Consider the following 14,885-nt stretch of genomic DNA (forward strand, 5'->3'; position numbering starts at 1 on the left):
GAAAAGAGACTTGGAATATTCCAGGAAAAGAGCAATTAATTAAAGGAAACATTATGATTACACGTGAATTTGACACCATCGCTGCTATCTCTACGCCACTAGGAGAAGGGGCCATTGGTATTGTCCGCCTGAGTGGAACTGACAGTTTTGCCATTGCGCAAAAAATTTTCAAAGGAAAAGACTTGAGTAAGGTTGCTAGCCATACTCTTAACTACGGGCATATTATTGATCCTTTGACTGGTAAGGTTATGGACGAGGTTATGGTTGGGGCTATGAAATCTCCAAAGACCTTCACTCGTGAGGATATTATCGAGATTAACACCCACGGTGGGATTGCGGTGACCAATGAAATTCTCCAGCTGGCTATCCGTGAAGGAGCTCGGTTGGCAGAACCTGGTGAATTTACCAAACGTGCCTTCCTAAATGGTCGTGTGGACTTGACACAGGCCGAGGCAGTGATGGATATTATTCGTGCCAAGACAGACAAGGCCATGAATATTGCAGTTAAGCAATTAGACGGCTCCCTTTCTGATCTCATTAACAATACCCGTCAAGAAATCCTCAATACTCTTGCCCAAGTTGAGGTCAATATCGACTATCCTGAGTATGACGATGTTGAGGAAGCCACTACTGCCGTTGTCCGTGAAAAGACTATGGAGTTTGAACAATTGCTAACAAATCTCCTTAGAACAGCACGTCGTGGTAAAATCCTTCGTGAAGGAATTTCCACTGCTATCATCGGTCGTCCCAATGTTGGGAAATCCAGTCTTCTCAACAATCTCCTTCGTGAAGACAAGGCTATTGTAACAGATATCGCTGGTACTACCCGTGATGTCATCGAAGAATACGTCAACATCAATGGTGTTCCACTTAAATTGATTGATACAGCTGGAATCCGTGAAACAGATGACATCGTCGAACAAATCGGTGTCGAGCGTTCGAAAAAAGCCCTCAAGGAAGCTGACTTGGTACTACTAGTATTAAATGCCAGTGAACCACTGACCGCCCAAGATCGCCAACTCTTAGAAATCAGCCAAGATACTAATCGCATTATTCTGCTTAACAAAACTGACCTGCCAGAAGCGATTGAAACTTCTGAACTTCCAGAAGATGTCATCCGTATTTCAGTCCTTAAAAACCAAAACATCGATAAAATTGAAGAGCACATCAACAACCTCTTCTTTGAAAATGCTGGTTTGGTCGATCAAGATGCTACTTACTTGTCAAACGCCCGTCATATTTCCTTGATTGAAAAGGCTGTTGAAAGCCTACAAGCTGTTAATGAAGGTCTTGATCTGGGTATGCCAGTTGATTTGTTGCAAGTTGACTTGACCCGTACTTGGGAAATCCTTGGAGAAATCACGGGTGATGCTGCTCCTGATGAACTCATTACACAACTCTTTAGCCAATTCTGTTTAGGAAAATAAGAAAAATCCATGATAATTTGGTCATGGATTTTATAGTCTTTATTAGTAATCTGGTCTTAAGACACCTGTTACAGTTGCCTTTGTTGCCTCATAGTCGCCGTCAATAACGACCTTGATAATGCGTTTGGCATCTTCTTCTGGTGCTGGAACCAATGGCAAACGAGTTGGTCCAGCATCAAATCCCATGTAGTTAAGTACTGCTTTAACAGGAGCAGGACTTGGATAAGAGAAGAGCGCATTGACCTTAGGAATGAATTTCCGTTGAATAGCAGCTGCTTTCTTCATATCGCTTTCTGCAATGGCAGTAAACATCTCGTGCATCTCATCCCCGTTTGTATGAGAGGCAACAGAAATAACCCCATCCGCACCAAGATTCATGGCATGGAAGGCATCTCCATCCTCACCAGTATAGATCAAGAACTCTTCTGGCTTGTGCTCAATCAAGTAAGCCATATTAGCCAGGCTAGTACATTCCTTGACACCGATGATGTTTGGATGATCAGCCAAGCGAAGCATGGTTTCTGGAGTCAATTCGACAACCACACGCCCTGGAATGTTATAGATGATAATGGGTAGGTCCGAAGCATCCGCAATCGCCTTAAAGTGCTGATACATCCCTTCTTGAGAAGGTTTATTGTAGTAAGGCACGATAGCAAGACCAGCAGCAAAACCACCAAAGTCTGCGACTTCTTTGACAAATTCGATAGAGTCACGTGTGTCATTGGTCCCTACACCCGCAATCAAAGGAACACGTCCATTGACAACCTTTTGCACAGCCGCAAAGAGTTCCAACTCTTCATCATGAGTCAAGGTAGGACTCTCAGCGGTAGTTCCAGCTAGCAGAATACCATCTGTATGATGGGCCAACAAATGCTCAATCAAGGCAGGAATAGCATCAAAGTTAATGGAACCATCCTCATGGAAGGGGGTAATGAAGGCCGTGATGATTTTACACTCTTTTAAATCTTGATAAGACATGTGAAACACCTCTCTATTTCAAAGAAGGAGTTCATCCGAACTCCTAAACCATTATTTCAATTCAAATTTCAGCTCAGCTGTTGGGCGAACCAATCCACGTTCGTGAAGCGTTTCTGCGATTTGAACTGAGTTCCAAGCAGCACCTTTGAGGAGGTTATCTGAAACAACCCACATATGGATTCCTTTTTCAGCATCCAAGTCTTTACGGATACGACCAACAAAGGTATCACGTGAGCCAACAGCATTGATAGCTTGCGGATAGATTTGATGAGCTACATCATCCTCCAGAACTGCACCTGGAAAGGCTGCGATGGTTGCTTTCACTTCTTCAATTGGAGCCACTTCTTTTGTTTCGATATAAACAGACTCAGAGTGAGCTGACAAGACTGGAATACGAACACATGTTGCAGACACTGCGATGCTATCATCTTCCATGATTTTCTTCGTTTCCTTGGTCATCTTCATCTCTTCGTAAGTGTAATCATTGTCAGTGAAGACATCGATTTGTGGAAGAGCGTTAAAGGCGATAGGATAGTGTTTCTTGTCACCGCCTGAAGGCAAGATTTCCGCATGCAAATCACGTGGGGTCACACCATCATTCAATACTTGACGAAGTTCACGTTGTGTTTCAAGAATCGCTCCCATACCTGCACCTGAAACAGCCTGGTAAGTTGAAACGATGATACGGTCCAAGCCCCATTTTTGACGAACAGGCTCAAGCGCCACCATCATTTGGATTGTCGAACAGTTAGGGCAGGCAATGATTCCGTTGTGGTCATCAAGTGCGTGAGCATTGACTTCTGGAACAACCAAAGGAACATCTGGATTTTGACGGAAATAAGATGTGTTATCTACTACTACCGCTCCAGCTTGAACTGCGTATGGTGCATACTTAGCTGATGTCGAACCACCTGCTGAGAAGAGTGCAATATCAACGCCCTCAAAAGCTGTCTCAGTCGTTTCCTCAATCGTAATATCTTGGTCTTTAAATTTCAGAGTCTTGCCTGCTGAACGTGAAGAAGCAAGGTAACGAATTTTATCGATTGGAAGCGTTGATTCTTCCAACATTTTTATCATCTGAGCTCCGACAGCACCTGTCGCGCCGACTACAGCAACTGTATATCCCATAAATAACCTCTTTCGGAATTTTCTAAAAATTTCTATAATAGATGTATTATACTACTTTTTCCAGAAATTGAAAAGCATTTTTGGGTTCTATTTTCTGAAAATTAAAAATCCCTAGTCATTGACCAGGGACTAAGAGGCATCTTCATGTGATGAGCAGGTTCACACAACTCATCAAGGTCCGCTCCTGCGTTATGACCTCCTTATGCTCAATAGTAATCCGAAGACTACCTATCGACTCATCGCAACTACTATTCTACTAGATAGGGGCACTTTTGTCAACAGCCAAAACTCTTTAGCTTCATTATCACAGAAGTATAAGAAAAACCTTGGCTTCCCAAGGTCATTTCGTTTCTATCATGCTAATTGCCGGGATTGAACCGGCGACCTCATCCTTACCATGGATGCGCTCTGCCAACTGAGCTAAATCAGCTTACCTAAAAAGTATACTATAGTTCTATGTTCTTGTCAAGCGCTCTCTTTTAATTTTATGGAATGAAAAAAGCTAGATTTAGCAAGAATCTAGCTTATAAACTTCTTATTTTGTAAGATCGATTCGCTGTCCCAGTTTATTGATCAGAATCGCACCTACGATAAGTGATGCAAACTCACCAATTCCAGTAGAGAACCATGTAAAGAAGAATGGAGCCTCTGCAACGATACGGAGTTCAGCTGCAATGGTAATCATTGAAATTGAGAAGAGGATTGAAAAGAAGAAATGATCTTTACGAATCAAACCATTGAACAGATAGTCTTTCTTGTACTTGCTAAATAGCCATACACCTAGACTAAGGAAAACTAGGGTAGATCCCCCACCGACAAAGACATCTATTAGACCAAAGCTAAAGAAATTAGCAATCATACAACCAATCGTCACACCGATGATATATTTGGGATTGTAAAAGGCCAAGAAATTCATCATCTCAGAAATACGGAACTGGTAGGCACCGTAGCTAATGGCATTAAGGGGTGGGGTGATGGTCAAAACCACATAGATAGCAGCAACGATAGCAATATCTGCCATATCACGAACAGTTAATTTTTTCATGTTTTCTCCTTTGGCGGTTTCCCGCGTAAAATATGCTTGGTGAAAGAAGCTAAGCACCAAGGGTTGATTGAATCAACCTTACCAGTATAGCATAATAGCCAGCTTTATGCTATACTAAAATCATGAAAAAACTAATAAAAACTTTCTTTGATAACGAAATCCTCTCCTACTTATTTTTCGGTGGAGCTACTACTCTGATCTCGATTTTATCACGTTTGCTTATTTACCATATCAGTCACCAGGAAATCCTAGCAACCGTACTCGCAAATATCATTGGGATTCTCTTTGCCTTTATCACAAATGACACCATCGTCTTTAAGCAAAAGAGAAAGAATTGGCCGACTCGCCTGGCTAAGTTTTTCTTAGCTCGTCTCTCTACTCTTGGTCTTGACGTTCTTTTAACTTATATCTTTGTTACATCTTATCCCGATATTATCGGGCAATTTGTCAACGATCAACTAGATCAGGTCAATACCATCGAAACTCTAATTGCGCAGATTTTGATTATCATTCTTAACTATATTTTTAGTAAAGTATACGTTTTTTATAAATGAAATGGATGTCATTAAGCATTAAGGTTGCAATATCTAGGTATTTCAGGTACAATTAAGATTAGTTTTTGAAAGGAAATTATGAAAATGTTAAAAGATCTTAAAGAATTTTTGCTTCGTGGCAATGTCGTTGACCTCGCTGTCGGTGTGATCATCGCCTCTGCTTTTGGTGCTATCGTTACTTCACTTGTAAATGACATCATCACTCCACTTATCTTGAACCCAGCTTTGAAAGCGGCGAACGTTGAACGCATCGCTGAACTTTCATGGAATGGTGTTGGTTATGGTAGCTTCTTGAGTGCTGTTATCAACTTCTTAGTGATTGGCACTGTCCTTTTCTTCGTTATCAAAGCTGTTGAAAAAGCTCAAAACCTTACTAAGAAAGAAGAGCCAGCCGAAGATACACCTGCTGCTCCAACTGAACTTGAAGTCCTTCAAGAAATCAAAGATCTTCTTGAGAAAAAATAAGACAAATAAAGGATCTAGCTTCATGCTAAATCCTTTTTTCTTTAGTCTTTCGGCAACTTACCAGCCTTTTCTAGCATTTTCTTAATCAAGTAAGGCATCTTCACATTTTCACGGCCTTTTTTCTCAATGAGTTTTTTCACAAATTCTGGCATCTGGAGGTCGTCTGTCTCCTCCATAATATCCTTAGTGGTGGCTGACGGAGCTAGCTCGTCAAAGGTTTCTTCTTCTGGGAGAAATTCCTTAAATTCTTTTTGTTCATTGGCTCTTACAGTATCAACTAAAGCGTCAATTAAACGAGAGTCTGTGTTTGGCATAGGTGGTCGATGGTAGGTGACACCTAATTCTTGACATAATTCATAACATTCTACATCGTTATCAAAAAGAACTTCGATATGTTCACTGATAAAGCTAATTGGTACAAAAATATAATGCTCTGGATGTTGTTTCTGTTCTCTCAGATACTCGAGTACATCTGGCTTGATCCAAGGGATTCCAATATCGCTTTCGCTCTGCCAAGTATTGGTATACTGATCGCCCGTCAATCCGAGTTGTTCAGCGATTAGCTTGCTATTATCAAAAATCTGATCGATATAAGGATCTCCAAAGTCCAAGGCAAAAATTGGAACACTATGGGCTGAGAAAATTACCTTAAAAGACTCTTCTCCCACATCGTTCCGTAAAATTTTGCTAATCTCATCTGTCCAGAAGTCCAACAAAGACTGTTGCTGATACCAATCCTTAATGACTAAAAACCGGATTTGCTGGCTCTCCAGAAACTTTTCATACCCCATAACCGAGTAGAAGGAATAATGTGGTTCTAAAATCAAACAAATACACTCTTCAACACCATCAGCCTCCATCTGCTTGATCACATCAGGGATAAAGGGCCGAGAAAATTTGTTGGCAAAGTAGATGCCATACTCTTCTCCTAAACGTTCCTTGACTAAATTGACCTCCTCACGTGTAATCCTCTGCAGGGGCGTACCACCTATACGAACATAATTGTCATAGAGAGTCTGAATCTCGTGATCTTTGGGTCTAACTCCACGACGAATATTGGTAAAAAAATCCGCCACACTCTCAAAGGTAATCTCTTCTGGCGAACCGAATGTCATCATTAAAATTGCTTTTTTCATCGATATGTCCTTGTGATATTTTTTTCAATTACCATTTTACCATGAAATATATAATAAATAAACGCTTTCATTCATTTTATTTTTATTTACTTCTCTTTGTCTTTCTCTCCATTCTATGATACAATGAAAAAAATGATATTAAAGGAGTTTTTATGACTTATCCGAACCTTTTAGATCGTTTCTTGACTTACGTTAAGGTTAATACGCGTTCTGATGAATACTCTACTACTACTCCAAGTACGCAAAGCCAGGTAGATTTTGCGACCAATGTTCTTATTCCTGAAATGAAACGTGTCGGTCTGCAAAACGTTTACTACCTTCCAAATGGTTTTGCTATTGGGACCTTACCAGCAAACGATCCAAGCTTGTCACGCAAGATTGGCTTCATCTCCCACATGGATACTGCTGATTTTAATGCTGAGGGAGTTAATCCGCAAGTCATCGAAAATTACGATGGTAGAGCTATCGACTTGGGTGATTCTGGATTTAAACTCGATCCTGCTGATTTCAAGAGCCTTGAGAAATATCAAGGCCAAACGCTTATCACAACTGATGGAACGACCTTGCTGGGTGCTGATGACAAGTCTGGGATTGCTGAAATTATGACTGCTATCGAATACCTGACTGCTCATCCCAAAATCAAACACTGTGAGATTCGAGTTGGTTTTGGTCCAGATGAAGAAATTGGCGTTGGAGCTAACAAATTTGATGCAGAAGATTTTGACGTTGACTTTGCCTATACTGTTGATGGTGGTCCGCTAGGAGAACTTCAGTACGAGACTTTCTCAGCAGCAGCTGCTGAGCTTCATTTCCAAGGGCGCAATGTCCATCCTGGTACTGCTAAAGGTCAGATGGTCAATGCACTTCAGCTAGCGATTGATTTTCATAATCAACTTCCTGAGAATGACCGACCTGAACTAACAGATGGTTACCAAGGTTTCTATCATCTTATGGATGTGTCAGGTAGTGTAGAGGAGGCGCGTACAAGCTACATCATTCGTGACTTTGAAAAGGATTCCTTTGAAGCTCGTAAAGCAGCTATGCAGTCTATTGCTGATAAGATGAATCAAGAGCTTGGGAATGATCGCGTTAGCTTGACTCTGACAGACCAGTACTACAATATGAAGGAAGTCATTGAGAAAGACATGACACCCGTTACCATTGCTAAGGATGTTATGGAAGATTTAGGTATCACGCCAATTATTGAACCAATTCGTGGTGGAACAGATGGCTCTAAGATTTCCTTTATGGGTATCCCAACTCCAAATATCTTTGCTGGTGGTGAAAACATGCATGGACGTTTTGAATACGTCAGCCTTCAGACTATGGAGCGTGCGGTGGATACCATCATTGGCATTGTATCTTATAAAGACTAAAAAAGACGAGGTAGCTCAGCTACTTCGCCTTTCTTTTTATTCATTTGGTTGAGCACTTGTCTCAGACTCACTTTGCGCTTGCTTTTCTGTTGGTTTAGAAGCAGCTGTTTCACTGTCTTTCTCAGACTTAGATTGGCTATCAGTTTTACTTGCTTTTGAACGGAGTTCCTGGTTCAAGCTAATGATTTCTTTAGCTAGAGTGAGGAGGCCTTCTTTATCACTACTTTTGGCTGCAAGTTGATCAAATAGGCCATCAACACGTTCAAAGTCAGCATCGGATCCTTTGTTATCCTCTAAGTACTTGTGAAGAGAGAGCAAGATATTATAGAGTTTTTGGTAGATAATCACCGTTTGTGGATCTTGTTCTGCTTCTTTTTTCTCTCGTTGGATAGTCGCTGCAATACGATTCAAGAGATCCTCAAGTTGTGTTTTAGCTTCGTCAAGGTCTGCATTTTCCTTTTCAGTAGCCGCTTTGATATTAGCTGCTTCTTCAGCTAGGGATTGTTTGACACCATCTTCTTTGACACGTGCTAGGAGTTGAGCAGCTTTAGTTAGGAGAGCATCCACTTCTTCCTTCTTAACATGACTAACCCGCTCTTCTGGCATAAAATCACCGTAGAGTTCTTTTAGGAATTCATAGATGGCGGTCTTAGCAGTTTGACTATCTACTTTTTCCGTATCTAGAATAGTCTTACCAACTTTTGTAGAAACGGGTTCTTCTTTGAGAGCTTCTTCTACTTCTAACTTAGTTTGGTAAATAGTTGGGAATAACTTGTTCAAGTCGGTTGCTTTGAGGAAAGATTGTGACTGGTAAAGTTCCCATGTCAACTTGGCAACACGGTTCCGAAGTTCTTCTCTCAAACGACCATCAGACACATGTTCGTAGAAGTACTTGATGTACTCTACTGTTGTAACCCCTGTCCGATCTCGGAAATTTTGCAAGGCCTGCAGTTTCGCTTCAATCGCAGTCAACTCTGTCTCATCCTGTGCTAGTTTTGCTTCCTGCAAATGTACTAAGAGATCTTTCTTAGGCAAGCCATAAGTATCTGTATCCAGTGTATTGATCTTATCTACAAGGGCTTGGTACTTCTTATCTAAAGGTGAAGTTTCAACCGGTGCCACACTTTGATCCACATGGATATACTGTTTATCAAAGAGATCCAAGGATGTTAGATATCCAGCAGTTGAGTTTGTTGCCAATTTTTTCATATTTTCGGTGAACTGCCCCAAAGCAAGTTCAACCCGTCTCTGCATGATTGGCTGGTCTTTGTAGAGACTTCTGCTATCTGCTAAAAGTTGATCCACCTTAGATAGAACTGTTTGTTCATCAAATGCTCCAGGTTGATAGGTCGATTGTAGGGCCGGAATCTTATTTTTCAAAGCTACTTCATAGCCCTTTGTCTGAACCTTAATGTAGTGATTGTGATCACCGTGAGGAATCACAAAACTACCATTCTCTACTTGCAAACTATAAGGAGACACCCCATCACGTAGGGCAGTCGTATAAAGTTCATTTAGGAAATCCAGTTCTGGATTTCCAGTTTGGAGAGGAATACGAACATGTTCTTTTCGAACAGCATAAGGATGGATATGGGTTGGATCATAGGCTTGATCCGGATTTCCAAAGACAAAGAATCCATTTGAAATGCGAATCGCTTCAAGCGGTACTCCGTAGGTCTGTGAGATATACTTGATTTTTTCTTCATCGCTAGCATCTCTTGAGAAACTTTCCACAGTCTTTGCAAGTGGTTGAACGTGCTGAGACTGATGATTTTCTTTCAAGCGATCTTGGGCAGCTTTGATTTGGGCTGCAGTCAAGTCCTTCTTAAAGAAATAATGAGCGTGATCTCCATGAGAAACTACAAACCCTTGCTCATCTTCACTAATAACACGGTCAGCTGCAAAACCATGATCATGTTCTTCACCGTGGTGATGGTCATGCTCCTCTCCATCATGGTCATGATCTTCGTGGTTGGTATCCTGACTTCCATGGTTACCGTCTTGGTCATGATGATGATCTGGTTGAGCTGGATGTTCTGTTGGTTTGCTTGGATTTTCCAAAGGTGTTGGCTTCCCACCGTCGCTAGATAAAGGAATCATACTCGCAATCTTTTCTTCCAAGGCAGAAAGTTTTGTATATGGGATGAAATGATAGTGATTTCCGTGAGGAATCGCCACACCACTCGGCGTTCTACTTGAAATCTTAGCAGGGTCAAAAATCAAGCCATCTGATTCAGCATAACGTTGACTACTTGGAAGAGCATAGAGCTGTTGCAATAGACTCTGAAGACTCTCAGCTTGATTACTTGGTGTTTCAGCCTGTTGACTTTGGTTGGTAGTTTGACCAGTTTCGTTTGGACTAGGACGATAGTTAGTCACACTCTGCTGAGTTCTAGTTCCAGAGAGGTAGGCTTGGGCAGCAGCTAATTCGCTAGCAGACAAGGAACTCTTTGGAATGTAGTGGTAATGTCCACCGTGAGGTACGATATAAGCATCTCCAGTATCCTCTATAATATCAGAAGGATTAAAGATGTAGCCATCATCAGTTGTATAGCGACCTTGAGATTGAGCAAGCGCCACTGCACTATTAGAAGTTGGTGCGTCGTGAGTATGGTCTTGTTTTTGGCGCTCAATTTCCTCCTTCGTACGAATATTATCAGCATGAGCCGCATCTTTAAGGTAGACATAATACTTACCATCAACCTTGATAATGTAGCCACCTTTGATTTCGTTGACAATATCAGCGTCTTTCAGTTGATAATTGGCATCTTTCATCAACAGTTCTTCGCTGAAAATCGCGTCAAAAGGAACTTTACCATTGTAATAATGGAAATGATCACCATGTGAAGTCACATAACCTTGATCGGTGATTTTCACGACAATTTGTTCAGCCTGAATATCTTCTTTTTTGCTAACTTGATCTGGTGTCTGGGTCTCTGTTTTTTGAGAATCTTGCTTCCCATCGACATAAGACACACGGTTATTATCTTTGTTTCCTTCTACCTGGTGTTGGTTCAATGCATAGATGCAAAGGCTTAGGGAAAGGACAAGAGCCGATCCTGCTGTAAGGTATTTCTTCTTCATTTTCATCATCTCCTCATTTTAATTCTTCTGCAAGAACATTCATGTTTTCTTCTAGATTTTCTAAGTAAGTTTTGTCATTTTCAGGATCTGCTTCTAAAGGATTGAGTGTCTTTAGGCTAACTCCTGTTGATTTGACCAAGGTCTCAGCGACTTTAGAAGAAGCATTGCTCTCAGTAAAGATGGTTTTAACCTTATAGGTCTTAACGAATTCCTGAATTTCTGTTAGTTGTCTCGGACTTGGTTCTTGTTCAGGGGAAATCCCTGCTATACCAAGTTGATTAAGTCCAAATCGCTTAGCGAGATAAGAAAAGGCTGTGTGTTGTGTAACAAAGGTCTTTTGACTCGCTTTTTCAAAAATAGGCTGGTACTTCTTAGTCAATTCTTGGGCTTTAGCGATAAAGTTTTTAGCATTCTTTTGATACGTTTCCTTATTAGAACTATCAATCTCCGAAAGTTTGTCAGCGATAATCTGAGCTTCTTCACCTGCTTTTTCTGGATCTAACCAAGTGTGAGGGTCGTAGAGTGTTTTTTCATCGATGCCGTCACCAGCTTCTACATCTTCTAAGCCCGGTACACGCTCCAAGGTCATTCCGTCAGAAGCTTCTAAAACTTTAACTTTTGAGTTTTTCAAGTTAGGATCTAGGCTTCCAGCCCAAGATTCGAGCGTATGAGAATGGTAGACAAAGACATCTGCATCATAGATAGCAGCAATGTCATTTGCTGACGGTTCAAAGGAGTGAATCCCACTACTTGACTGAATCATCCGTACGTCATTCAAGTCACCTGATACCTCTTTGACCATGGCATAGATTGGGTAAAAACTTGTTACAATCTTCATTCCTTTTGCTTCTTGTTTTTCTTTTTGGCTACATGCTCCTAAGACAAGAACCAAGAGACCTACCACTAATAATAGAAATGTTCTTTTTTTCATCATTACTCCTTAACTAGTATTTAACCATTTAATTAACTAGTAAATAGTTTATCTTTATTTACACTATATGTCAAGATATTTTACATATTTTCATGAAAAAAATGAGAACTAGAACTTACATTCTGTTCTCATTTTCGATTTTAACTTTTCTAGTTCTCCTATCCTGTTTTTAGGATCTAGAAAATGCTACTACCTTTACTTGCTCTCCTTTAATAAAGCCAACAACTTTTCAGCCTCAGCCATAATGGTATTGTTATCCTTAGCACCAAATAGCAGGTTATTCTTTAAGCCAGTGAGAGTTTCTTTTGCATTGGACTTGATAATGGGGTCTTGGATCTTTGCAAGTAGCTCTTCAGCCTCTCTCAACTTCGTTTCAACCTTTTCAGTCTCGACCTGAGGTTCTTCGGGTTTCTCCGGTGATTCTTCTTCCGGCTCCTCAGTTGGTTTTGGAGATTCTGGTTTCTCACTTTGAGGTTTCTCTTCGCGAGGTTTTTCTTTACGAGGTTTCTCCACTGATGGTTTTTCCGATTGATTGTTATCAGCTTGACCATTTTGGTTTCTTTGAACATGGTCACTTGCGTTGCCCCAACCACTATCTGAATGCGGACGTTCGTTTGGATGTTCGACATAGTACTTGACAGTCGCAAAGAGATCTTCTAGACTATACCCCTTAGGTGCCTCATAAAGTCCTTCGTCAAACCACTCAAATTTGATGTTATGGTAATGGTCATAATGAGGAATAATCAAGCTTCCATTTTTGACTTCTACAGTATGTTGGAGATTGTAAGGCATACGATCAAGTGGCACCTTCTTAGCTGCTTTCACGCGGTTGTAGATAGCTTCTGCTCCTTTAACCTCAGTATTTCCTGGATTCTGATGGTCTGTTGAAGGAGGAGTCAAACCTTTCTCTTTAGCATAAGCCTGGGCTGCCGCTCTTTCGGCTTTAGACAAACTATCTTTCTTAATCCAATGACTATGGGTCATATGTGGAGTTACATAGGCATCCCCCTCATCACTGGTGATATCACGAGGATCAAAGATATAACCATCTTCTGTTGTATACTTGCCTGCCAACTTGGCTACTTGAATCTCATCATCTGTGTAAGCTATTTGCGCATTTGGTTTTCCTAAACGTTCTGGATGACGAATCGGTGCTAGAAAGGCCAAGATATCATCCACCAACTTGACTTTATCACTGCTTTCATCATTTAAACGTTCCAACAGTTTATCCAAAGCGTCAAAATCAACTTTACGACCTTTATTATCAAGTAAGTCCTGATGAATTCTTGCTAGTAAATCATAAGCCTTATTGTAAAATCCTCGATCACCAGATGGGAGGTTGGTTTTCTTAGCTCCGAGTTTATGAGACAAACTTTCTTGCTTGGCTAGTTTACTATCAATGGCTGCTGCAGTTTCTGCTGAAAGTTCCTTGGCAGGAATATAACGAGAGATTCCATTCTCCTCAAATACATAGCCATCAGCTACTTTTCGAATCACCTGTTTAACCAATTTTTCATCAATTGGATTGCTTGGAGTTGGTTGAGGAGTTGGTTGTGGACTTGGTTGTTCTGGTCTTGAATCCGGTAGCCAATGATTTGAACGATAGCTAAGTGAGATGACGCGAGCGATTCGTTCTTCCAATTCAGACATCTGTGAATAAGGGATGAAATGATAATGGTTCCCATGAGGCACAGCAACTCCTCTGGCTGTTCGACTTGTAATCTGTGCTGGGTCGAAGACAAGGCCATCAGATTCTACGTGTCGTTGGCTGAGTGGCAAGGCATAAAGTTGTTTCAGAAGGCCATCAATATCCTCATCGCTTTGACTTGCTTGGCTATCGTCGCTACTGTTGTTAGCTGTGTTCGTATAGCCACTACCTTGATTATTATATGATGGGGTCCATCTATCTACATCGCTGCTAGCACTGTTGTTATTGGTACGGCGATAAGTAGGCGTATTTGATTGGCCACTTCTACCAGATAAAAAGGCTTCTGCAGCAGCCAATTCGCCGGCTGATAACTCGCTCTTAGGAATGTAATGGTAATGGTCGCCATGAGGAACGATATAAGCATCACCAGTATCTTCAATGATATCAGAGGCATTAAAGATGTAACCATCATCTGTAGTATAACGTCCTTGCGAACGTGCCAAGGCAACAGCACCATCGTTTCTTGGAGTCCCACCTTCACGATGCTGACTATGTTCTTGTTTTTGCCGATTGATTTCTTCTTTTGTACGGACATTATCGGCATGGGCTGCATCCTTAAGGTAAACATAGTATTTTCCATCTACCTTGATAACATAACCACCCTTGATTTCACTGATAATATCCTCGTCCTTGAGCTGGTAGTTTGGATCCTTCATGAGCAACTCTTCACTGATGATAGCGTCATAAGGGACTTTGCCATTATAGTAATGATAGTGGTCGCCATGCGAAGTGACATAGCCCATGTCTGTTATCTTGATGACGATTTGCTCCGCATTGATGCCTTCTTTCTTGCTGACTTCATCAGGAGTCAGATTCTCCGTTTTTTGTGCCGCCTGTTTTCCATCTATATAGGAAATACGATTATTTTCTTTGACTGTTCTAGCTTGATACAGTCCCAACTCGTAAGAACAGACACTTAAAATTAAAGCTGCCGCAGAACCAGCAAGGTATTTTTTATTAATTTTCATCGAAACTCTCTTTCTTTTTGATATTTCTATTTGCAATTCATTTCTAAATTGCAGAAACTCCTCTCTATTACTTAACTGGTTAATA

The 14,885-nt window shown here is 41.0% G+C and carries 11 protein-coding genes, 1 tRNA gene and 1 riboswitch; of the genes, 4 read left to right on the top strand and 8 right to left on the bottom strand.

Annotated features, from left to right (window positions below):
• Nucleotides 1-53 precede the first annotated feature (53 nt).
• Nucleotides 54-1,427, top strand: a complete 1,374-nt coding sequence (mnmE, locus tag ACVBD2_RS05795; protein WP_461685363.1) for a tRNA uridine-5-carboxymethylaminomethyl(34) synthesis GTPase MnmE — start codon at nucleotides 54-56, stop codon at nucleotides 1,425-1,427.
• A gap of 42 nt (nucleotides 1,428-1,469) precedes the next feature.
• Here mnmE and dapA read toward each other — a convergent pair whose 3' ends face one another.
• The 4 genes from dapA to ACVBD2_RS05815 form a co-directional block, all read right to left on the bottom strand.
• Nucleotides 1,470-2,405 (bottom strand): 4-hydroxy-tetrahydrodipicolinate synthase, encoded by a 936-nt coding sequence (dapA, locus tag ACVBD2_RS05800; protein ID WP_461685364.1) that lies wholly within the window; start codon nucleotides 2,403-2,405, stop codon nucleotides 1,470-1,472.
• 51 nt (nucleotides 2,406-2,456) lie between these two features.
• Nucleotides 2,457-3,533, bottom strand: coding sequence for an aspartate-semialdehyde dehydrogenase (locus tag ACVBD2_RS05805; protein ID WP_461685365.1), 1,077 nt, complete (start codon nucleotides 3,531-3,533; stop codon nucleotides 2,457-2,459).
• 357 nt (nucleotides 3,534-3,890) lie between these two features.
• A tRNA-Thr gene (locus tag ACVBD2_RS05810) sits at nucleotides 3,891-3,963 on the bottom strand.
• A 105-nt stretch (nucleotides 3,964-4,068) separates the two neighbouring features.
• A complete protein-coding gene (locus tag ACVBD2_RS05815) occupies nucleotides 4,069-4,578 on the bottom strand; it encodes a QueT transporter family protein (protein WP_461685366.1) in 510 nt (169 codons plus the stop codon).
• Nucleotides 4,576-4,672, bottom strand: a riboswitch (PreQ1 riboswitch). It overlaps the preceding gene by 3 nt.
• 28 nt (nucleotides 4,673-4,700) lie before the next feature.
• Between ACVBD2_RS05815 and ACVBD2_RS05820 the strand changes: the two genes are divergently transcribed.
• Nucleotides 4,701-5,132 carry a GtrA family protein gene (locus ACVBD2_RS05820; protein WP_461685367.1) on the top strand — a complete coding sequence of 144 codons (432 nt, stop codon included), beginning with the start codon at nucleotides 4,701-4,703 and terminating at the stop codon, nucleotides 5,130-5,132.
• An 84-nt stretch (nucleotides 5,133-5,216) separates the two neighbouring features.
• On the top strand, nucleotides 5,217-5,597 hold the full coding sequence (gene mscL, locus ACVBD2_RS05825; RefSeq protein WP_125399543.1) for a large conductance mechanosensitive channel protein MscL: 381 nt from the start codon (nucleotides 5,217-5,219) through the stop codon (nucleotides 5,595-5,597).
• A 41-nt stretch (nucleotides 5,598-5,638) separates the two neighbouring features.
• On the opposite strand, the gene hemH is transcribed toward mscL, so the two are convergent.
• On the bottom strand, nucleotides 5,639-6,733 hold the full coding sequence (hemH, locus tag ACVBD2_RS05830; protein WP_461685368.1) for a ferrochelatase: 1,095 nt from the start codon (nucleotides 6,731-6,733) through the stop codon (nucleotides 5,639-5,641).
• 152 nt (nucleotides 6,734-6,885) lie between these two features.
• Between hemH and pepT the strand changes: the two genes are divergently transcribed.
• Nucleotides 6,886-8,109: a peptidase T gene (gene pepT / locus ACVBD2_RS05835; RefSeq protein ID WP_042902311.1), complete on the top strand. Its 1,224-nt coding sequence runs from the start codon at nucleotides 6,886-6,888 to the stop codon at nucleotides 8,107-8,109.
• Nucleotides 8,110-8,145: 36 nt separating this feature from the next.
• On the opposite strand, the gene ACVBD2_RS05840 is transcribed toward pepT, so the two are convergent.
• The 3 genes from ACVBD2_RS05840 to ACVBD2_RS05850 all read right to left on the bottom strand — a co-directional run bounded on the left by ACVBD2_RS05840 (nucleotide 8,146) and on the right by ACVBD2_RS05850 (nucleotide 14,800).
• Nucleotides 8,146-11,193: a pneumococcal-type histidine triad protein gene (locus tag ACVBD2_RS05840; protein WP_461685369.1), complete on the bottom strand. Its 3,048-nt coding sequence runs from the start codon at nucleotides 11,191-11,193 to the stop codon at nucleotides 8,146-8,148.
• 13 nt (nucleotides 11,194-11,206) lie between these two features.
• Nucleotides 11,207-12,124: a metal ABC transporter solute-binding protein, Zn/Mn family gene (locus ACVBD2_RS05845; RefSeq protein WP_461685370.1), complete on the bottom strand. Its 918-nt coding sequence runs from the start codon at nucleotides 12,122-12,124 to the stop codon at nucleotides 11,207-11,209.
• Nucleotides 12,125-12,319: 195 nt separating this feature from the next.
• Nucleotides 12,320-14,800 carry a pneumococcal-type histidine triad protein gene (locus ACVBD2_RS05850; protein ID WP_461685371.1) on the bottom strand — a complete coding sequence of 827 codons (2,481 nt, stop codon included), beginning with the start codon at nucleotides 14,798-14,800 and terminating at the stop codon, nucleotides 12,320-12,322.
• Between the last annotated feature and the right edge of the window lie 85 nt (nucleotides 14,801-14,885).

It is taken from the genome of Streptococcus sp. KHUD_018 (assembly GCF_054861215.1).